This is a genomic window from Komagataeibacter saccharivorans (assembly GCF_003207825.1).
GTDB classification, from domain to species: Bacteria; Pseudomonadota; Alphaproteobacteria; order Acetobacterales; family Acetobacteraceae; genus Komagataeibacter; species Komagataeibacter saccharivorans.
On record NZ_NKTY01000001.1, the window covers coordinates 268169 to 287727 of the forward strand.

Annotated in this window: 18 protein-coding genes and 1 other RNA gene; 5 read left to right on the forward strand and 14 right to left on the reverse strand. The window is 63.4% G+C overall.

The genetic code is table 11. The features are described from left to right. A complete protein-coding gene (gene ccmI, locus CFR79_RS01285) occupies positions 1-723 on the forward strand; it encodes a c-type cytochrome biogenesis protein CcmI (protein WP_102323134.1) in 723 nt (240 codons plus the stop codon). A gap of 71 nt (positions 724-794) precedes the next feature. Further along, positions 795-968: a DUF1674 domain-containing protein gene (locus CFR79_RS01290; protein WP_110546601.1), complete on the forward strand. Its 174-nt coding sequence runs from the start codon at positions 795-797 to the stop codon at positions 966-968. Between the two features lie 17 nt (positions 969-985). Here CFR79_RS01290 and CFR79_RS01295 read toward each other — a convergent pair whose 3' ends face one another. Together CFR79_RS01295 and CFR79_RS01300 are read right to left on the reverse strand one after the other, a co-directional pair. Continuing rightward, the gene (locus CFR79_RS01295; RefSeq protein ID WP_102324136.1) at positions 986-1504 is read right to left on the reverse strand and encodes a hypothetical protein; all 519 of its coding nucleotides are present in this window, start codon (positions 1502-1504) and stop codon (positions 986-988) included. A 45-nt stretch (positions 1505-1549) separates the two neighbouring features. Then, entirely contained in the window at positions 1550-2722 is a 1173-nt protein-coding gene (locus tag CFR79_RS01300) for a serine hydrolase domain-containing protein (RefSeq protein ID WP_110546604.1), read from the reverse strand. Positions 2723-2795: 73 nt separating this feature from the next. Between CFR79_RS01300 and CFR79_RS01305 the strand changes: the two genes are divergently transcribed. Then, complete coding sequence (locus CFR79_RS01305) at positions 2796-5507, forward strand: M16 family metallopeptidase (RefSeq protein ID WP_110546606.1); 2712 nt, start codon at positions 2796-2798, stop codon at positions 5505-5507. A 526-nt stretch (positions 5508-6033) separates the two neighbouring features. On the opposite strand, the gene rpsA is transcribed toward CFR79_RS01305, so the two are convergent. From rpsA to aroA, 3 genes are all read right to left on the reverse strand, one after another. Then, positions 6034-7749 (reverse strand): 30S ribosomal protein S1, encoded by a 1716-nt coding sequence (gene rpsA / locus CFR79_RS01310; protein WP_102323131.1) that lies wholly within the window; start codon positions 7747-7749, stop codon positions 6034-6036. Positions 7750-8024: 275 nt separating this feature from the next. Further along, on the reverse strand, positions 8025-8666 hold the full coding sequence (gene cmk, locus CFR79_RS01315; protein WP_102323130.1) for a (d)CMP kinase: 642 nt from the start codon (positions 8664-8666) through the stop codon (positions 8025-8027). Further along, positions 8663-10015, reverse strand: a complete 1353-nt coding sequence (gene aroA / locus CFR79_RS01320; RefSeq protein WP_110546608.1) for a 3-phosphoshikimate 1-carboxyvinyltransferase — start codon at positions 10013-10015, stop codon at positions 8663-8665. The genes cmk and aroA overlap by 4 nt, the downstream gene beginning before the upstream one ends. Positions 10016-10191: 176 nt before the next feature. Between aroA and CFR79_RS01325 the strand changes: the two genes are divergently transcribed. After that, positions 10192-10530, forward strand: coding sequence for a TIGR02300 family protein (locus tag CFR79_RS01325; RefSeq protein WP_162900446.1), 339 nt, complete (start codon positions 10192-10194; stop codon positions 10528-10530). 36 nt (positions 10531-10566) lie between these two features. On the opposite strand, the gene folB is transcribed toward CFR79_RS01325, so the two are convergent. The 9 genes from folB to CFR79_RS01370 form a co-directional block, all read right to left on the reverse strand. Next, positions 10567-10968: a dihydroneopterin aldolase gene (folB, locus tag CFR79_RS01330; RefSeq protein ID WP_110546611.1), complete on the reverse strand. Its 402-nt coding sequence runs from the start codon at positions 10966-10968 to the stop codon at positions 10567-10569. Between the two features lie 24 nt (positions 10969-10992). Further along, positions 10993-11778 (reverse strand): SDR family oxidoreductase, encoded by a 786-nt coding sequence (locus tag CFR79_RS01335; protein ID WP_110546614.1) that lies wholly within the window; start codon positions 11776-11778, stop codon positions 10993-10995. Continuing rightward, positions 11775-12371: a recombination mediator RecR gene (gene recR / locus CFR79_RS01340; protein ID WP_110546616.1), complete on the reverse strand. Its 597-nt coding sequence runs from the start codon at positions 12369-12371 to the stop codon at positions 11775-11777. Before recR ends, CFR79_RS01335 begins: the two co-directional genes overlap by 4 nt. 35 nt (positions 12372-12406) lie before the next feature. Further along, entirely contained in the window at positions 12407-12730 is a 324-nt protein-coding gene (locus tag CFR79_RS01345) for a YbaB/EbfC family nucleoid-associated protein (RefSeq protein ID WP_102323124.1), read from the reverse strand. Between the two features lie 15 nt (positions 12731-12745). After that, positions 12746-14737 (reverse strand): DNA polymerase III subunit gamma/tau, encoded by a 1992-nt coding sequence (locus CFR79_RS01350; protein WP_110546619.1) that lies wholly within the window; start codon positions 14735-14737, stop codon positions 12746-12748. A gap of 66 nt (positions 14738-14803) precedes the next feature. Next, positions 14804-14898: signal recognition particle sRNA small type (ffs, locus tag CFR79_RS01355), an RNA gene on the reverse strand. Positions 14899-14964: 66 nt separating this feature from the next. Then, positions 14965-16737 (reverse strand): gamma-glutamyltransferase, encoded by a 1773-nt coding sequence (gene ggt / locus CFR79_RS01360; protein WP_110546622.1) that lies wholly within the window; start codon positions 16735-16737, stop codon positions 14965-14967. Between the two features lie 47 nt (positions 16738-16784). Continuing rightward, positions 16785-17594: a type I methionyl aminopeptidase gene (map, locus tag CFR79_RS01365; protein ID WP_110546624.1), complete on the reverse strand. Its 810-nt coding sequence runs from the start codon at positions 17592-17594 to the stop codon at positions 16785-16787. 135 nt (positions 17595-17729) lie between these two features. Next, positions 17730-18848 (reverse strand): D-alanyl-D-alanine carboxypeptidase family protein, encoded by a 1119-nt coding sequence (locus tag CFR79_RS01370; protein ID WP_102323120.1) that lies wholly within the window; start codon positions 18846-18848, stop codon positions 17730-17732. Between the two features lie 261 nt (positions 18849-19109). Here CFR79_RS01370 and clpS point away from each other — a divergent pair, with 261 nt between their 5' ends. Continuing rightward, positions 19110-19541, forward strand: a complete 432-nt coding sequence (gene clpS, locus CFR79_RS01375; RefSeq protein WP_243705329.1) for an ATP-dependent Clp protease adapter ClpS — start codon at positions 19110-19112, stop codon at positions 19539-19541. The last annotated feature ends 18 nt before the right edge of the window (positions 19542-19559 follow it).

Sequence of the window (19559 nt, forward strand, 5' to 3'; positions counted from 1 at the left end):
ATGATCTGGATTGGTATCTGCCTGCTTGGCGTGATCGCGCTGCTGCCTGCCCTGCTGTCGTTCCGTCGCGCCACCCTGCTGCGCGATGAACGCGAAACCGCCCTTGCGCTGCATCAGGCCCAGCTTGCGGAACTGGAACGTGACCTGGTGGAAGGGATGATCGCCCCATCCGAACATGACAGCGCGCGGCTGGAAATCCAGCGCCGCCTGCTGGGTACGGACACCCTGCCCGCCTTTGTCGCGCGCAAAGGGGCATCCACTGGCGCCATTGCCGCGGCCCTGATCGGGCTGCCGGTTGCGGCGATCGCGCTCTACCTGACGGTCGGGCACCCGTCCCTGCCCGCGCAGCCCCTTGCCCCGCGTCTTGCCGCCATCCAGAAGGAAGATCATCGCAACGACGCGATCATCGACCGCCTGCGCGAGCAGTTGAAACAGATCCCGCCGGGCGATCCCAGCCTGTTTCAGGGTTATGTGCTGCTGGGTCAGGCCGAAGCGGGCCGCGACCACTACGCCGCCGCCGCCCAGGCCTGGCGCAGCGCCATAGAACAGCGCTTCGACCCCGAAGTGGCAGCCCGTGCCGCCGAAGCCCAGATGATGGCGGATGGTGGCCATATTTCGGCTGAAACGGCGGATCTCTACCGCCGCGCGCTTGACGCTGCCCCGGCGGATGCGCCGTGGCGGATGACGGTGCAGCAGCGTATCGCGCAGTCCGAACATCAATAACGCGCTACCCGCATGGCATGGCAGGCTTTTCAGCTTGCCAGCCATCCGCGTCCGGGCGGAAAATGCCGGGCATGAGCAAGGACAAGATCCCCACCCCCGCACCCACCGCTGAATCCGATGAGGCCGCAAAGGAAGCCGCCCTGCTGAAACAGCCGGCGGAACCCGATGAAATCGGCGGCCCCAAGGGACCGGAGCCAACCCGCTACGGCGACTGGACGGTCAAGGGAAGATGCGTGGACTTCTGATCCACGGCTGCTGCCTGTCAGCCGATTTCGTTCGGTAGCGGTCCGCGCCCGAAGGTCTGGCGCGCCCGGTGTCCCGGCGGCGGCATGTTGCACGAAATCAGATAGATTCCCGCCACGAATACAAGCTGGGACAGGGAATTGAACCACAGGGCGAGTTCGTAAACCCGTTCCGCCGTCAGGGCCTGATAGAAGGCATAGACCGCAAAGGGAATGGAAATGGGCCGCATCCCCGCCAGCATGACCCGCAACGGGTTCTGGTAACCGGGGCGGACCATGCCGCGCAGGCGGTGAATGCCGATATAGAATATGACCTCGAAAAACCAGCCGAGCAGGTTGGTTATCACGTTATCCAGCGTCATGCCTTCCAGTACCAGCAGGGCGGATATGGACGCGGCCGACAGCACGATGGACCCCACCTGAAAGCTCATGCCCACTTCCATCGCAGGCAGGCGTTCAGGCAGCGCATCGGCAAAAGGCTGAAAAATCCGGTCCAGAAGCCAGGCATCGAACTGGTTGACGCGTTCACCAAATGACATGACAGTTCCCAGTATCTTCGTATCCGTGCCGCATGGGGCCATGCCTTACCCGGCACAGACGGCGGCGACAACCGCATCGGGATAAGTTCCGGCCATACCGGCCAGCGCCGTATTGCTCAGCATCACAATACTCAGGCCACGCGAACGGTCCACCACCCATTGATGGCCGTATACGCCGCCCCATGTGAAGCTGCCCGCGCCTAGCGGCGTACGCGCGGCATCAGGGTCGGTTATGACTGCGCCGCCATAGCCAAAACGACGCCCCCGTGTCTGCGGTCCCATATCCAGATCGCCTATGGCGTTGTGCCCGAACAGCATGGCGGAGGCAGGCGAAAGGATACCATCCCCGCCGCTGCGCACGGTATCGATGAAGGCAAGGAATTCGTGGGCCGTACCCACCATGCCCGCGCCACCGGATGGGTAGGAGTGCGGGTTGAGAATACGGTCGGGCGCGAAACGGATTTCGCCCACCCCGCCATCGGGCAGTATGCGGGACAGGACATATTCAGCACCCATGCGGATGGGAACAGGTCGCGCATCAGCATAGCACGCGGCAAGGGTTTCAGGTGTCCGGACCGTAAAGCCACTCTCCCGCCATGACAGCACGCGCCCCACATGATGCTGGACCGCAGCAGGCAGGGACTGCCCGGATACCTGTTCAATCACCGCGCCAATGACATCCAGCCCCAGCGAATAGCACCAGCCCTGACCGGGCGGAAACAGAAGCGGGACCGAGGCCAGACGGGCCATATTATCCGCCAGCGACAGCCCCGGTTCCGCGATTCCATCCGATACACCCGCACGGGTATAGGGATTGTCGTCGCGCGGCAGGGAAAACCCGTAGCCCAGTCCACTGGTATGGGTCAGTAACTGATGCAGCGTAATATCGCAGGGGCCACCATCGGGCAGGCAGGGCCGGAATTGTGGCAGGTAGCGCCTGACCGGGGCGTGCAGGTCCACCAGCCCTTCTTCCGCCAGCGCAAGGCAGACAGCCGTAACAACCGGCTTGGTCAGGGACGCAAGGCGGAACAGCGTATCCACCTGCATCGGGCGGCCTGCTTCACGGTCCGCAAGGCCGGCGGCTTCCGCCACCACAACCTCGCCCTCTACCGCAACCAGCACCACCGCGCCGACCAGTCGGGCCTTATCAATTGCCGTATCCATGACATGGCGGACACGGGCACGCATGCCACTGGTTTCGAGGGGGCCAGATGTCATGTTTCCATCCTTTGCGACACAGGGGCGAGCGCGTGAACTGGTCGGCACGCTCAAAGCAGCGTAATCTTGTGATATGATAGCACGTCAGTTTTTCAAGGTCGTAAGCCTCTCCCTTCTGTTATGTGGCACAGGTCTGGGAGGCGCCATGGCCCCCATGGCACATGCAACCCGGCCCGCCCCCGTTCCCGCCCTGATCCAGCCGGAAATGCCATTACAGGCCACGCTGCCCAACGGACTACGCGTGGTGATCGTGCCGGACCGGCTGGCCCCGGTGGTCAGCACCCAGATCAATTACCTTGCCGGTTCCGCAGCCGCTCCGGCGGGCTTTCCCGGCACGGCGCATGCGCTGGAACATATGATGTTCCGTGGCAGCCACGGGCTGGACCGTGACCAGCTTGCCGCCATCGGCGCGCGGCTTGGCGGCAGTTATAATGCCGATACCACGGAAAACGTGACGCAGTTTTTCTATACCGCCCCGGCGGAAAACCTTGACGTGCTGCTGCATATCGAAGCCCTGCGCATGAATGGCCTGACACTGGCCGCAGAAGACTGGACACATGAACGCGGCGCGATCGAGCAGGAAGTCTCGCGCGATATGTCCAGCCCCGGTTATGTCTATCTGGCCCGGTTGCAGTCCATCCTGTTCGCAGGCACCCCGTATGAACATGATGCGCTGGGCAGCCGTGCATCCTTCGACAGGACCGATACCGCCATGCTGCGCCGGTTCTACCGGAACTGGTACGCGCCCAATAATGCGATTCTGGTCATAACCGGCGCGGTAGACCCCACATCCACGCTGGAACTGGTCCGCACGACATTCGCGGGGATTCCGGCACGCAAACTGCCGCCCCGCCCCGAAATCCATCCCGGCCCCGTCCATGCGCAGACGCTGCATTTCCCCACCGATTACCCCATCGGGCTGGTCGCCATCGCCAGCCGCATGCCGGGACAGAACAGCCATGATTACGCAGCCGCCCGGATTCTGTCCGATGTGCTGTCCAGCCAGCGCGGCGCGCTATACGACCTTGTGCCCCAGGGCCATGCGTTGCTGGCCAGCTTCGATTTCATAACCAAGGCGGATGCGGGAATCGGTATCGCCATCGCGGCCTTCCCAAAGGATGGCGCGCCTGCCCCGCTACAGGCCCGCATGCAGAATATCCTGCATACGCTGCGTGAAAATGGCGTGCCAGCCGATCTGGTGGACGCAGCCAAACGCAAGGAACTGGCGCAGTTGGGTTTCGCCGCCAACAGCATTTCCGGTCTGGCTGAAAGCTGGTCGGAAGCGCAGGCGGTCATGGGATTACAGTCCCCCGATGATGAAGCCAGCGCCTTCGCCGCCGTAACACCGGAGGACGTGAACCGACTGGCCCGTCAGGTACTTGACCCGCAGCAATCCATTACCGCCATCCTGACCCCGCGCGACGGGGGCCATCCGACCACTGACAAGGGGTTTGGTGGATCGGAATCCTTCGCCAGCATGCCGGATCATGCCGTTTCCCTGCCGCAATGGGCCAGTGACAGCCTGCTTGCGCTACGCCCGCCCGAACCATCGCCGCAGCCAGCTTCCTTCACCCTGCCGAACGGATTGCGGCTGATCGTGCGTCCTGCATCCGTCAGCCACACCATCAGCCTGTATGGCACCATTCGCCAGAATGAGGACATGCAGGAACCGCCCGGCAAGGAAGGCATCGCCGATATTACCGATGAACTGTTCCATTACGGCAGCACAAGCCATGACCGGATCGGACTGCAGAAGGCGTTTGATGATATTGCCGCAACCGAAAGTGCCGGGGCGGATTTCAGCCTGAGCGTCCTGACACCCGATTTCGCGCGGGGTCTGGACCTGCTGGCTGAAAACGAACTGCATCCGGCCCTGCCCGAACCGGCATTCAAGGTCGTGCGGGCCAACACGGCGGCCTCCCTGTCCGGCCTGCTGCATTCACCGGGCTACCTGTTCAGCCATGCGATGCAGGCCGCCATCTCCCCATCGGGGGACCCGTCGCTGCGCCAGCCCGACCCGAAACGGGTCATGAAGCTGACACTGGCGGACTGCCGCGCCTTCTGGGCGTCCGCCTATCGGCCTGACCTGACAACAATCGTCATTACCGGCGACATCACACCCGATGCCGCATACAGGGCGATCAGCCGCACCTTTGGCGCATGGCACGCGACGGGACCGACCCCGGTTGTCGATCTGCCATCCCGTCCCGACAGCCATATGAGCGAGACACACGTCCCCGACCCGTCCAGCACGCAGGCTTCCGTTTCCCTGCCGGAAAGCCTTGGGCTGACGGTCGCCAATCCGGAGCATTTCGCGCTCAGCCTGGGCAACGAGATTCTGGGTTCCGGCTTCTCATCCCGCCTGTACCGCGACCTGCGGGTCCGCACGGGTTATGTCTATACCGTGCGTAGCAATCTGACATGGCGGCGCAACCGCAGCGCCTACAGCATTTCCTTCGGGGCCGACCCGGACAGGATTGCCGCAGCCCGTGAAGCCGCCCTGCGCGATATCAGGGCAATGCAGACCCAGCCTGTGAACGAGGACGAACTGACCATGGCCCGTGCGGGCATGTTGCGTGGACTGGCCCTGCAATCGGCCAGCCTTGACACCATTGCCGCATCTTACCTGCATTTCAGCGATCTGGGCCTGCCCCTGAACCAGAATGATATTGCAGCGCAGGCGTATTACACGCTGGATGCCAATGCGATACGCGATGCCTTCCGTAAATGGATACGGCCCGCCGATCTGGCGGAAATCGTGAAGGGACCGGAAACCACACCGTAACGCGCCGGAAAACGGTCCCTGTTCCGGCTTTCCGGGGCGGGGCTTCTTTTTTTCGCGCGACGACAGGTTCGCAATACCCCGCAGCAGACGCTGCCAGCAGGACGCCTGCACACGGTATGGGTGCCTGCTGCGCGGCGTTATGCGACGGCATGAATTTGGGATGTCGCCTTTAAAAAAGGCAACGTCTTCCAAAGCTTTCTGAAAAAAGCTTTACCAGAAACTCCCTTATGTTCTCTGGATGTTTCAGGACAGATGCCTGACTGTACGGTCAGCAATATCGCATGCGTGTATCGTCTGACAGAACATGTTCCCTGTAATCAGAAAAGCTGAAACCGGCACATGGGTCAGGCCCCTGCATCGCGTGGATGAGCGCAGGCTGTCGTGCCATGGGTCTGTTACCCATAAGGTGGCAGGGGCAACAGACTGGAAAATATACGTATAAAAAAGGGGGCAATGCATTTCTGCATTGCCCCCTTTCCGTGCGCATACCCCAACCCGCGCAGGCGGGCCGGGGCGTGCGGCAGGATCAGCCCTCGGCGTTACGGCGACGGATCGCGGCACCCAGGATGTCACCCAGCGATGCACCGCTATCGGACGAACCGTAGTCAGAGATCGCCTGCTTGTCTTCCTCGACCTCACGGCCGCGGATGGTCAGGGCCAGCTTGCGCGCGGCGCGGTCAACCGAGACGATCTTCGCATCGACGCGTTCACCAACGGCGAAACGCTCCGGACGCTGGTCAGCCTTGTCACGGGCCAGTTCCGCACGGCGGATGAAGCCGGTCAGAACGTCGTCAACCTTCACCTCGATGCCGTTCGCCTGAACAGCAGTCACGATGCAGGTCACGATCGCACCCTTCTGCACCTTGCTCAGGGTGTCAGCAGCGGGATCTTCCTGAAGCTGCTTGATACCGAGCGAGATACGCTCCTTCTCCACGTCCACATCCAGAACCTTGGCCTTTACGACCTGGCCCTTCTCGTAGTGGCTCATGGCGACTTCGCCCGCCTCGTCCCAGGACAGGTCGGACATGTGAACCATGCCGTCGATGTCCGCGGACAGGCCGATGAACAGGCCGAATTCGGTGATGTTGCGGATCTCGCCTTCCACCACGGAACCAACCTTGTGCTCCTCGGCGAACTGCTCCCACGGGTTGCGCTGCACCTGCTTCAGGCCCAGCGAGATGCGGCGCTTCGCGCTGTCCACATCCAGAACCATCACATCGACTTCCTGCGAAGTGGCGACGATCTTGCCCGGATGGACGTTCTTCTTCGTCCAGGACATTTCGGAAACGTGCACCAGACCTTCGACGCCCGGCTCCAGTTCCACGAATGCACCGTAATCGGTGATGTTCGTGACGCGACCGGAGTAGCGCGCACCCGGCGGGTACTTGATCGCCACGTTTTCCCACGGGTCAGCTTCAAGCTGCTTCATGCCCAGCGAGATACGCTGCGTGTCGGGGTTGAAGCGGATGACCTGCACGCGGACGGGCTGGCCAATCTGCAGTGCTTCGGACGGGTGGTTGATGCGCTTCCATGCAATGTCGGTCACATGCAGCAGGCCATCGACGCCGCCGAGGTCCACGAACGCACCGTAATCGGTGATGTTCTTGACCACGCCGTCGAGGATCATGCCTTCCTTCAGGCCCTGGATCAGCTCGCTGCGCTGTTCCGCACGGGTCTCTTCCAGAACCGCACGACGCGAGACGACGATGTTGCCACGCGCACGATCCATCTTCAGGATCTGGAACGGCTGCGGCACGCCCATCAGCGGGGTCACATCGCGCACGGGGCGGATATCGACCTGGCTACCGGGCAGGAACGCCATCGCACCGCCCAGATCGACGGTGAAGCCACCCTTGACGCGGCCATAGATGGTGCCGTTGACGCGCTGGTTGCCTTCGAACGCCTTTTCAAGGTTCGACCAGGCTTCCTCGCGGCGGGCCTTTTCACGCGACAGGACGATGGACCCGTCACGATCTTCGTACCGCTCGACGAACAGTTCGATAACGTCACCCGGCTTGACGTCGGGGGATACGCCCGGCGGACCGAATTCCTTCAGGGCGACGCGCCCTTCGCTTTTCAGGCCGACATCGACGATCGCGTATTCATCCGTCAGGCGGACGACGCGACCCGTGACAACGGAACCGTCAAATGCGGAATCCCGACCGAGAGTTTCCTCAAGAAGGGAGGCAAAGTCCTCGCCACCCTTATAATCGGCGACGGGCTGTGTTGTGGCTGAAGCCATGGGCTACTCGTAAATCCTGTAACCACATTCACCCCGATGGGGCATGTGGACAATCCTGCGCCCCCGACCGCCCCGCATGCGCGGGATATATTGGGAACGGCTTGCCCGGCGCATGTGCCGCGACACGGTCGCGGCCCGCCTGATGGCCAGTGAATGAACGTCATGCCCCGGCACGCGTACGCGCGGGGCATATACCGGTGTGCACAGACACCCTATGGATGGCGCATGTCAATAAAAACCATGAGCAGGACAGATAGTTCCCGCACAAAAGCGCCCTAGCGCGTCATGCGCGCCACGATCCGCAGGGCCTCGGCCAGTACTTCATCGGCGTCAAGCGTGTCGGTTTCGATACGCACTGCATCATCGGCCATGCGCAGGGGGGCGGTGCTACGGCTGGAGTCCGCCGCGTCGCGTGCCACGATTTCCTGTTCCACGCGGGCGATCTGCTCCGCCCGGTCCGGCGCATGGGGATCGCTGGCAAGCTGTTCCCACCGCCGTTCGGCGCGCGTGCGGGCCGAAGCGGTAATGAACAGCTTCACCGTGGCATCGGGGAAAATGACGGTGCCGATGTCACGCCCGTCCAGCACGGCCCCGTGTTCACCGGCAAAGCGGCGCTGCACGTCAACCAGCACACGGCGCACGGCGGGCTGGGCGGCGACAAGGCTGGCTGCACGGTCCACTTCCGGCACGCGCAGGTCGGTGCGGCTGAGGTCCTCCAGACCGACGCTGGCGGCAAATGTCTCCGCCGGGGCGTGCTGCGGGTCGAGACCGGCGTCGATCATCCGCCGTCCGGTCGCGCGGTAAAGCAGCCCGGTATCAAGGTAAGGCAGGTCCAGCGCCTGCGCCAGCCGCCGCGCAAGGGTGCCCTTTCCTGCCGCGGCAGGACCGTCAACCGCTATGACAAGGCGGCGCGTCATGCCGCAAGCCCGGCGCCGATGCTGTTCATCAGTGCCACGAAACCGGGGAAGCTGGTATCAATAAACGCCGTATCATCCACGCTTACCGGGCTGCTGGCGGCAAGCCCCATGACAATCGCGCTCATGGCAAGGCGATGGTCCATGCGGGTCCGTACCAGACCGCCACCGGGGATGGCCCCGCCCGTGCCATGCACGATCATGTCATCACCCACCACATCCACCTTCACGCCGTTGGCTTCCAGCAGGGCGACGGTCGCGGCAAGACGGTCGCTTTCCTTCACGCGCAGTTCCTCCAGCCCGCGAAAGCGCGACTGCCCCGTTGCATGGGCCGCCGCAACCGCCAGAACCGGATATTCGTCAATCATGGACGGCGCGCGCGTGGCAGGCACGTCCACGCCATGAAGCGTGCCCGCCGTGACGGTGATGTCCCCCACAGGCTCGCCACCTTCCACGCGTTCATTGCTGATCGCCAGATCGGCACCCATTTCCCGCAGTGACGTGAACAGGCCCGTGCGCAGCGGGTTGAGGCCGACGCCCTGCACGACCACCTTCGATCCCGGCACCAGCAGGCCCGCGACCAGCACGAACGCCGCCGAGGACGGATCGCCCGGCACCACGATATCCTGCGCCACCAGTTCCGGCCGCCCCTGAAGGGTGATGACCCGACCGCCCGCGCCCATTGGCTCCACCCGCACGGTGGCCCCGAAATGACGCAGCATGTTTTCGGTATGGTCACGAGTCGCGACGGGTTCTTCCACCCGCGTCTCACCCACGGCGTTCAGTCCGGCCAGCAGCACGGCAGATTTCACCTGAGCGGACGCCACCGGCAGACGGTAGGACAGCGGGGCGGGATCACCATTGCCCTGAATGGCCAGCGGCAGGCGACCGCCCTGACGTGACAGGAAAACGGCGCCCGTTGCGGCCAGCGGGTCCATGACCCGCTTCATGGGGCGACCACGCAGGCTGGCGTCCCCCGTCATGACGGATGTGAAGCCATGGCTGGCCAGAATACCCGACAGCAGGCGCGCGGCGGTGCCGGAATTGCCCATGTCCAGCACATCATCGGGTTCGCGCAGACCATCCAGCCCGCAGCCCTTTACCGTCCACTCGCCCACGCCGTCGCGGATGATGTCGGCGCCAAGCGCGCGCATGGCGTCAGCGGTGCGCAGCACGTCCTCGCCTTCCAGAAGGCCGGTGATATGGGTCGTACCACGTGCGAGGGCCGCAAACATCAGGGCGCGGTGGCTGATCGATTTGTCACCGGGCACATGGATCGAACCTGACAGGGGCGCGCGCGGGGCATGAACCGTCAGCGCGCGGACGGAAGATGGGGCATGATCGGTTTTCATAACGCATCCCATTCCGTATTCCGGGTGGCAAAGTCAATCGCAGATCGGCATGATTGTGGGGTGGCGTCCGCCCGGCGTTTGACATTATACGCACAAACTGGCATGGGGCTGCGCCTTTCGCCACGTCCCGCTATTGTGGCTTCCTTCATCATTACAACAGGATCGACAGGTTCAAGATGGCCCAGCCCAACCTCGGCACCAAACGTGTCTGTGTCTCCTGCAGCGCCCGTTTCTACGATCTGAACAAGAATCCGGCCGTCTGCCCGAAATGTGGTGCGGAACAGCCCGTGGAAGCGCCCCGCGTGCGCCGCCCGGCTGAAATCATTCCCGAATCCAAGGCCAAGGCCGGGGATGACGCCCTCGACAACGACGTGGACGTCGATCTGGACACCGACGCGGATGAAGACGCGGATGCGGTCCTGCCCGACGATGCGGGGCTTGATGATGACGACGATGACGACATCAGCAGCGCCGATATCGACGTGAAGACCGACAAGGAAGACCACGACAACTGACCGATCCGGCCCGGGCATGTCCCGGGCCGTTTTGCATCAGGCGGCGGGGTTACGGCGCTCGATCTCGACGCCGACCGATTCGGCATCGTCAAAAATATCCAGTTTCTCGACCCGCACGCGGGTTATGCGCACGCGCCTGTCCGCCAGCACGCCCTGCGCGATTCGCTCGGCCAGTGTTTCCACCAGCGCAACATGGCCCTGCGCCACCAGTTCACGGATCAGCAGCACCACACGTTCATATGATACGGTGCGCTCCAGATCGTCCGCGCCCACCGCCTGCGTCACATCATCGGCAACACCGAAAGCCACGTTGACGCGGATGCGCTGGGTCACGCCCTGTTCATGCTCGAACACGCCGATATGGGCATCCAGCACCATGTTGCGCACGAACAGGCAGCGCAGCGGTTCGGGTTCATTCCATGGAGGCAGCACGAACATGGCGGTTTCCGTTGGTTTGGGTGGTCAGGTCCGGGGTGGCGCCGGCGACCATTGCATGTGCTGGCCGCCATCAAGGGCGAGCATCTGCCCCGTGACGGAAGGCAGGCAGAGCAGCGACAGCGCCGCGCGCGCGATCTCGTCCGGGGTGGCGACATACCCTAGCGGCACGGAAGCACACTGCCGGGCGAACTGGTCCGCACTCTGCCGTGGCGTGGGCAGGACGGGACCGGGACCAATGGCGTTCACGCGAATATGATGGGGCGCCAGCGCCAGCGCCATGGTCTGCGTCAGCGTCCATAACGCGGCTTTCGAGACCGTATAGCTGACAAAATGCGGGGTCAGTGACCAGACCCGCTCATCCAGCATGTTCAGCACCATTCCCGCCGCCGGTGGGGCAGGCTGGCGGGCAAAAGCCTGCATCAGCACGAAGGGCGCACGGGTATTGGGTTCGATATGGGCATCCCACCCTTCACGGGTGGCGCTGTCCCATTCATCGCGCTGGAACAGGCTGGCATTGTTCACCAGCACGCCCACGGTGCCCATGCTGCGCGTCACTTCGGGCATGAGCGCGCATACCGACGGTTCGGACGCCAGATCGGCCTGAAACAGGCCTGCATTCTGTCCCAGGGCACGAATTTCGGCCGCGGTTTCAACAGCAGCCTGCGCCGATTCGTTGTAATGGAGGGCGATGTCAAAGCCCGCGCGGGCCAGTTCCAGCGCGATGGCGCGACCCAGACGCGCCGCCCCGCCCGTAACCAGCGCCACGCGGGGAATGTCAGCCGGAACGGGCCAGACCATGCGATCGGTCATGCTGGCCTGCGCGCCATGATCGCGGCGGCAAGGGTGCCGTCATCCAGCACATCCAGCGCGCCCCCGACCGGTACGCCCTGCCCCACCCGGCTGATCCTTACGTCAAAACGGGCCAGCCGTTCATGCAGCCAGTGCATGGTCGTCGCCCCTTCCACCGTCGCACCCAACGCCAGAATGACCTCACGCACGCCACCTGCGGCAATACGGTCAAGCAGGGGCTGAACATTCAGGTCATCCGGCCCGGTGCCGGACAGCGCCGACAGCGTGCCCCCCAGAACCTGATAGACGCCGCGATGCACCCCGGCGCGTTCCAGCGCCCACAGGTCGCCCACATTTTCCACCACGCAGACCAGCCCCTCGTCACGTGACGGATCGACGCAGATGGCGCAGGGGTCGGACGTATCCAGATTACCGCAATGTGAGCAGGTGCGTACCGCATGCGCGGCCTGCGCCAGCGCATCGGCCAGTGGCAGCATGCGCGCCTGTGGCTGGCGCAGGAGCGCCAGCGCCGCACGGCGGGCCGAACGTGGCCCCAGCCCCGGCAGGCGACCGAGCAGGGTCACAAGCCGGTCGATTTCGCCCCTGCCGCTCATGCCCTACCGTCCATTCCTGTGCTGCATGCAAAAGATCAGAACGGGAATTTCATCCCGCCGGGCAGGTTCAGACCGCCGGTGACCTTCTTCATTTCCTCACTGGCGGTGGTATCGAGCTTCTTGCGGGCGTCGGCGCTGGCAGCAAGGATCAGGTCCTGCAGCATTTCCATTTCCGTCGGGTCAGCCAGCTTGGGGTCGATATGAATGGACTTCATGTCGCCCTTACCGTTCATGGTGATGGTGACCATGCCCGCGCCCGCACTGCCTTCGATCGTCATGCCTTCAAGCTTGGCCTGCATTTCTTCCATGCGGGCCTGCATCTGGGAGGCCTGCTTCATCAGACCGGCAAGATTTTTCATGTTCTGTTTCTCTCCTCAGGCAAAATCATCTGTGTCCAGATCGTCCTCTTCTACCAGATCGGCATCGAGAGGGGCGAATTCGAGATCGGGCGCCAGTGTCTGGGACACCATTTCTTCGGGTGGCAGACCGTAATCATCAAGGGCATGGTCCGTGACCTCCCCCAGTCGCGCAGTGGGGAAGACCTGCATCGCGGCCTGCACCAGCGGATGGGCCTGCGCCGCCGCACGGTGAAGCTGGATGATCTCCGCCCCCTGTTCGGCCAGTGTGGCCTCGCCTTCCTCCTCGGACTGGCGGACCTGCCATGCCGGATCGCCGGTTCCTTCGCGCAGCACGGTTTCCAGACGCCGGGCAAGGCCGGGCAGGCTGTTGCGTTCGACCCGGATCGTAACCAGCGGTGGCGCGAAGGAGACCAGATGCGTGGCGTGACGCAGATGTCCATGCAGCATGGCGTCACGACCGGACACAAAGGCCACGGCCTCGCGCCATGTACGCGGCGCGGTTACCTGTTCGGGTTCGGGCTGCACGATTTCCGCACGTCCCACTTCCGGTACCGGATGCGGCGTGCCTTCAACGCGCATGCCACCATTGGCGACCATGCGGATTTCGCGGTCTCCATCACGGCCACCCGATATGGCCCCGCTACCCTGCGCGCCCTGTCCGTTCACGGAAGCATTCGGGAGGGCCGCGGAAACCTGCACGGGGGCCGCTGCCGCGTCCTGCCCCATGATCCGGCGCACCAGATCGCCCGGTGACGGCAGGTCGGCCACGTAACACAGTCGGATCAGGATCATTTCAGCCGCCTGCCTGCGGTCGGGCGCCTGTTCGACTTCCGCAAGGCCCTTCAGCAGCATCTGCCATGTCCGGCCCAGAACCGGAACAGGCACACGTTCGGCCAGTGCGGCGCCGCGCTGACGTTCTGCTTCCGGCAGGTCGGGATTATCCCGCAGGGCCGGAATCGCCTTGATGCGCGAAATCGTATGCACCAGTTCCAGTACATCACCCAGCATTACGCCCAGATCGCCGCCGCGTTCATATACATCGGTGGTGATTTCCAGCGCGCGCTCGGGCTTTCCTTCCAGCACGGCATCAAGCAGGTCGAATATCAGCCCGCGATCAGCCAGTCCGAGCATGTCGGCCACAAGATCCATGCCGATGGGGGCTGCATCCGTGCCGCCTTCCCCATCCAGCGTGCCCTGGGCTATGGCCTGATCCAGCAGCGACAGGCCATCACGCACCGATCCGTCCGCCGCGCGCGCGATCAGCGACAGGGCATCGGGCGTGAAACGGACGTTCTCGGCCTGCGCTATGCGGTCGAAATGTGCGGCAAGCGCCACCTGCGGCACGCGGCGCAGGGCAAAGGTCTGGCAACGCGACAGGACCGTGACCGGCACCTTGCGCAGTTCGGTGGTCGCAAAAATGAAAGTGACCTGCGCGGGCGGTTCTTCCAGCGTCTTGAGCAGCGCGTTGAACGCGTTGCGCGAGAGCATGTGGACCTCATCGATGATGAAGACCTTCATCCGCCCCTGCATGGGACGGAATCGGGTTGCCTCGATGATTTCACGCACATCGTCCACGCCCGTACGCGATGCGGCGTCCATTTCCAGCACATCGGGGTGACGATCCGCCAGAATGGCCACGCAGTTGGGGCAGACGCCACATGGGTCGGCCGTCGGGCCACCCTGCCCGTCCGGCCCGGTGCAGTTGAGCGCACGCGCGATGATCCGGGCCGTTGTGGTCTTGCCCACGCCGCGCACGCCCGTCAGCATGAAGGCATGCGCCACACGGCCCAGCGCAAAGGCGTTACGCAGGATGCGGACGGTGGTTTCCTGTCCGATCAGGTCATCAAATGTCGTGGGGCGATATTTGCGGGCCAGCACACGGTAGGGCGTGGCGGCAGCGGCTGCCGGTGGCGGCGATGGTGCGTCGCCAAACAGGCCGGGGCCATCTGCGGGCGGCGCAGGCAACCCGGCCTCCTCGGAACGATCCTGATCCGACGGGACGGTCATTGATGCATCCGGACTGGAGAAGGGACAGTCACGCGGGGCGCGCGACGGCGACACGAAAACTGTCGGGTGGAAGACCGGCCATAACCCGGACGAAACTCACTATGGCTGCTTCCTTCCGGACCTGACCAGGTTAGCAAGGTATCCGTCTACAACCGATCTCCCGAGCGGGTTCTAACACATACACCCGCCCCATGCACAAGGGGGTGATGAAAAAATACCCCCGCCCCTTATTCCCCTACGGCCGCGCCGGACTGATGGCGCATGTCCGCGCCGCCATAATAGCGCATGCCGCCCGCCTTACCGATGCGCGGCCCACCGGCGAGGATGGTTTCAGCCAGTCCCCACGGGGCATGCTCCTCGATCGTGTAGCCTTCATGCGTCAACTGGCGCGTAACGGCGGGCGACAGCGCCCCATGTTCCACCTGCACCACATCTGGCTGCCACTGTTCATGGATGCGCGGCAGGTCAACGGCCTGCTGCACGTCCAGCCCGTAATCGACCACGCCCAGCAGGACGGACAGGACGATGGTGGGAATACGCGACCCACCGGGGCTGCCCATGACCAGAACCGGCTTGCCATCACGCGAAACAATGGTTGGCGCCATGGAGGAAAGTGGTGTCTTGCCCGGTGCGATGGCGTTGGCGGCACTGCCGACAATGCCGAACATGTTCGGCTGGCCCGGACGGCTGGAAAAATCGTCCATTTCATCATTCATGATGATACCGGTCCGTCCCGCCACGACGCCGGAACCAAACCAGCCATTGAGGGTATAGGTCACGGCGACAGCCATGCCATCCCTGTCAGCGATGGAATAATGGGTCGTTTCTTCCTTCTCGCCTTGCGCACTACCGGGATGCAGGCTGGCGGAAGGAACCGCGCGGTTGAGCGGAATATATTTGCGGACTTCCCCGGCATAGGCCGGGTCGGTCAGGTGCTGGATCGGATTGTTGACAAAGGCGGGATCGCCCAGTTCCTGCCGGTCGGCATAGGTGTGGCGCATGGCCTCCACCTCACGCTGCACGCTGGCTGCGGTATGCAGGCCGAGCGCATGCATGTCATAGCCGGACAGGATGTTCAGCATTTCGCACAGCGCCACACCACCGCCGCTGGGCGGGGGAGCCGTATCGATATGATAGCCCCGGTATTCGCAGGTCAGCGGCGCCATGAAGCGCGTGCGATAACTGGCGAAATCCTTTCGTGCCAGAATGCCGCCGCCCTTCTTGCTGCTGTTGACGATTTCACGGGCGATGGGTCCATTATAGAACGCCCGCGCGCCATCCCGCGCGATCCGTTCCAGCGTATGGGCCAGATCGGCCTGCACCAACCGCTCCCCCGCCACGAGGGGCGTGCCATCGGCATGCAGGAAAATCCTGCGCGCATAGGGATCGCGGGCAAAGGATGCAGTCGCGAGGTTCAGCAGATCGACGTCGCTCTGTTTGAGGATGAAGCCGTCACGCGCCAGCGCAATGGCGGGGGCCATGACATCCGCACGCGAAAGCCTGCCCCAGCGGTCATGCACCTGTTCGATTCCCGCCACGGTGCCGGGAATCGCCACGGCCCGCCATCCGGCGGTGGATGCGCCGGGCATGACCTGTCCCGATGCGTCCTGATACATCGTGGGCGTGGCACGCCCCGGTGCGTGCTCACGAAAATCAATGAAAGTGACATGCCCGTCGGGTGTGCGCAGCGTCATGAAGCCGCCGCCGCCGATGTTCCCGGCAGCGGGATAGACCACCGCCAGCGCATAGGCGACGGCCGCAGCCGAATCCACCGCGTTGCCGCCGCGCGCCAGAATGTCCGCCCCCACCCGGGATGCGATATCCTGCGCACTGACCACCATGCCATTCTTGCCCGGCGTCGGCGCAAGTCCGACAGCCTGCCCCGTGCGCGTGGTTTCAAATGCCAGCGGGTCCGTCGCCGCCTGCCCCACGGCAGGCAAGGTCAGGGCGAGGCACGAGAAAAGGACGGCACGGTACCGCAGGCCACGGGAAAAAGGCATGGAAGCTCCCTTCGTGTTTTTACGCTCCTGCAGACAGGGGAAGACCCTTACGCCGCTGCGGGATAGGGCGGGCAGGTAAACCCGGCAGGAGAAAGGGTAAAGACCTCGCACCCGTCTTCCGTCACGCCCAGCATGTGTTCGAACTGGGCTGACAGGGAGCGGTCGCGGGTGACGGCTGTCCACCCATCGTCAAGGATCTTTACATCCGGACGCCCGATATTGAGCATCGGTTCGATGGTGAAGAACATGCCCGGACGCAGCACCAGCCCTTCGCCGGGGCGGCCATAATGCAGCACGTTCGGGGCGGCGTGGAAGGTCCGCCCGATTCCATGACCGCAGAAATCCCGCACCACGGAAAAACGCCGCGCCTGCGCATAGGTCTGAATGACATGACCGATATCGCCCAGCGTCGCGCCGGGCCGGACCGCATCGATGGACAGCATCAGTGACTGATATGTCGCCTCGATCAGTTTCTGGGCTTTCAGGGAGACATTGCCAACCGTGTACATCCGGCTGGTATCGCCGTACCAGCCATCAAGGATGACGGTCACGTCGATGTTCAGGATGTCCCCGTCCTTCAGCGCCCGGTCGCCGGGAATGCCATGGCACACCACATGATTGATCGAGATGCAGCTTGACGCCGGATAGCCGCGATAGCCCAGCGTTGCCGGAACCGAGCCATTGGCGATCATGAAATCATGGATCAACCGGTCCAGTTCGCCCGTGGTCACACCCTCACGCACATGCGGGGTGATCATGTCCAGCGTACGGGCCGCAAGCTGGCCCGCCGCGCGCATACCGGCAAAATCCTCCGGCGCGTGGATCTTTACCCCGCCGCCCTGCATATCGCCTTCCATGCCGTCATCCTTTCCTGTACTCGACACATGACCACCCGCCAGCGGTCATGAATGCACGACAGGAACCTGCCTGAACCGCAAACCAGCCGCGCCGGATAGATAATGGGGTTCCTATACAGCGCCCGGTAGCCGATGTCAGCTTCGCGCCTTCGCATGGACATGCGTGGTATGGGCTACATGCCCCATCCCCACCAGATGCACGCGCGCATGCGCCGTCGCCGTGGTGGTGGCATGCCCGCGCCGGAAGCGCGTGAAGGATGCGGGAATGGCCGGCGCTTCCGCCACCTGATCCGCACCGCCGCCATGCAGACGGGCGGAAGCCAGCCTCAGGCCCTGAATACCATGGTGCGTCGCCACCGCATGGCTGCTGGCGCGCGCCAGCAGAAGCGGACGGGTGACAGGCCGGGCAACGGGGGCCACGCCTTCCGCCTGGAAGCTCTGGTCCAGCAGGTCGGCCATCATCTTGTTACGGCGATTATTGGACGGCGCGCCCATGACCACCCCGATCAGGCGGACATTGTCCCGCACGGCGGAGGTGACAAGGTTATGCCCCGCTTCGTCCGTATAGCCCGTCTTGAGGCCGTCGGCCCCGGGATAGGCACCCAGCATGGGGTCGTGATTGGGCACGGTCCGCCCATGAAAGTAGAAGCCGGGCACCGCAAAGTAATGATAATATTCGCCGTAATCGACGATCAGGTGCCGCGCCAGAACCGCAAGATCCCGCGCCGATGTCATCTGTTCCGGATTCGGCAGGCCGGATGCATTGCGGAATACGGTGTCATACATGCCAAGCCGACCGGCTTCGCGCGTCATCATCGCGGCGAAACGGGTTTCATCCCCCCCGCCGAGGAATTCACCCAGCGCACAGGCGGCATCATTGGCGGACTTGGTCACCAGCGCCAGCACGCCCTGTTCCACCGTCAGGTGCGAACCGGGCCGCAGCCCCAGCTTGGACGGTTCCATCGACGCCGCATGGGCCGAAACCGGCATGACCTGATCCAGCGTAACCTGCCCTGTCCGCACGGCCTTGAAAGTAAGGTAGAGCGTCATAAGCTTTGTAAGGCTGGCGGGATAACGCCGCAGGTCGGGGTCCTGCTGGGACAGCACCGCCCCGGATTTCGCATCGACCACGATGGTGCTCATCTGGCCGACATACTGGGCGTGGGCCGCGTGCATGCCCCCAAGTCCAACGGAAAGCCCGACGGTGCATGCAACCTTCAGGCGGGAAAAACGGGTCATGGAAAGGCGGCTCATGGGATGGCGAAACCTGCGCGTGCAATAATCATCATACGGTTTCCGAATGCACGGTAGTTATCCGGCATCCCTCCATCCATTCATGGGTTGCTTGGCTGCAACCATACTAAAAGAAAGGTTTTCTATTCGTCCAGAGCGTATTTATGATGTTGTGCGACAACACGGTGACGGCGTGCCCCAGGAACGGGACATAAAAATTCCTCCCGTCCGGGGCCACGCGCCCCTTTCAACCAGCGGCCAAGTTCCAATATGGTAACTGTCATGTCTGCTATCGCCCGATCCTCCCTGCCCCGCCCCGTGCCGCATGGCCGCACGGAAAGCCTCCGTCCATGCGGACACGGCGGCAACACGCCACCGCGCCGTAATGGCGGACAGGATTCCCCGCCCGGAAACGATGATGGCATGATCGATGTTGTCATCCGCACCCGACCACAGACCCGCAAGCCGGCGATGTACAAGGTGCTGATGCTGAACGATGATTATACCCCGATGGAATTCGTGGTGCATGTTCTGGAACGCTTTTTCCAGAAAAACCGCGAGGAGGCGACAGACATCATGCTGCATGTTCACAAACGCGGTGTGGGTGTGTGCGGGGTCTTTACGTATGAGGTTGCCGAAACCAAAGTAACACAGGTGATGGATCTGGCCCGCCAGAACCAGCACCCGCTGCAATGCACCATCGAGAAGGACTGACCCCCACGGACAAGCGCA

What these genes read in the sequence shown, in the direction of transcription:
- CFR79_RS01335 (WP_110546614.1), bottom strand. Translation starts at nt 11,778, where the DNA reads ATGACCGATCGCATGGTCTGGCCCGTTCCGGCTGACATTCCCCGCGTG.
- CFR79_RS01350 (WP_110546619.1), bottom strand. Translation starts at nt 14,737, where the DNA reads ATGACCGTCCCGTCGGATCAGGATCGTTCCGAGGAGGCCGGGTTGCCT.
- CFR79_RS01325 (WP_162900446.1), top strand. Translation starts at nt 10,192, where the DNA reads ATGGCCCAGCCCAACCTCGGCACCAAACGTGTCTGTGTCTCCTGCAGC.
- CFR79_RS01290 (WP_110546601.1), top strand. Translation starts at nt 795, where the DNA reads ATGAGCAAGGACAAGATCCCCACCCCCGCACCCACCGCTGAATCCGAT.
- clpS (WP_243705329.1), top strand. Translation starts at nt 19,110, where the DNA reads ATGTCTGCTATCGCCCGATCCTCCCTGCCCCGCCCCGTGCCGCATGGC.
- aroA (WP_110546608.1), bottom strand. Translation starts at nt 10,015, where the DNA reads ATGAAAACCGATCATGCCCCATCTTCCGTCCGCGCGCTGACGGTTCAT.
- CFR79_RS01300 (WP_110546604.1), bottom strand. Translation starts at nt 2,722, where the DNA reads ATGACATCTGGCCCCCTCGAAACCAGTGGCATGCGTGCCCGTGTCCGC.
- folB (WP_110546611.1), bottom strand. Translation starts at nt 10,968, where the DNA reads ATGTTCGTGCTGCCTCCATGGAATGAACCCGAACCGCTGCGCTGCCTG.
- ccmI (WP_102323134.1), top strand. Translation starts at nt 1, where the DNA reads ATGATCTGGATTGGTATCTGCCTGCTTGGCGTGATCGCGCTGCTGCCT.
- map (WP_110546624.1), bottom strand. Translation starts at nt 17,594, where the DNA reads ATGGAAGGCGATATGCAGGGCGGCGGGGTAAAGATCCACGCGCCGGAG.
- CFR79_RS01295 (WP_102324136.1), bottom strand. Translation starts at nt 1,504, where the DNA reads ATGTCATTTGGTGAACGCGTCAACCAGTTCGATGCCTGGCTTCTGGAC.
- CFR79_RS01305 (WP_110546606.1), top strand. Translation starts at nt 2,796, where the DNA reads ATGATAGCACGTCAGTTTTTCAAGGTCGTAAGCCTCTCCCTTCTGTTA.
- recR (WP_110546616.1), bottom strand. Translation starts at nt 12,371, where the DNA reads ATGAGCGGCAGGGGCGAAATCGACCGGCTTGTGACCCTGCTCGGTCGC.
- cmk (WP_102323130.1), bottom strand. Translation starts at nt 8,666, where the DNA reads ATGACGCGCCGCCTTGTCATAGCGGTTGACGGTCCTGCCGCGGCAGGA.
- rpsA (WP_102323131.1), bottom strand. Translation starts at nt 7,749, where the DNA reads ATGGCTTCAGCCACAACACAGCCCGTCGCCGATTATAAGGGTGGCGAG.
- ggt (WP_110546622.1), bottom strand. Translation starts at nt 16,737, where the DNA reads ATGCCTTTTTCCCGTGGCCTGCGGTACCGTGCCGTCCTTTTCTCGTGC.
- CFR79_RS01370 (WP_102323120.1), bottom strand. Translation starts at nt 18,848, where the DNA reads ATGAGCCGCCTTTCCATGACCCGTTTTTCCCGCCTGAAGGTTGCATGC.
- CFR79_RS01345 (WP_102323124.1), bottom strand. Translation starts at nt 12,730, where the DNA reads ATGAAAAATCTTGCCGGTCTGATGAAGCAGGCCTCCCAGATGCAGGCC.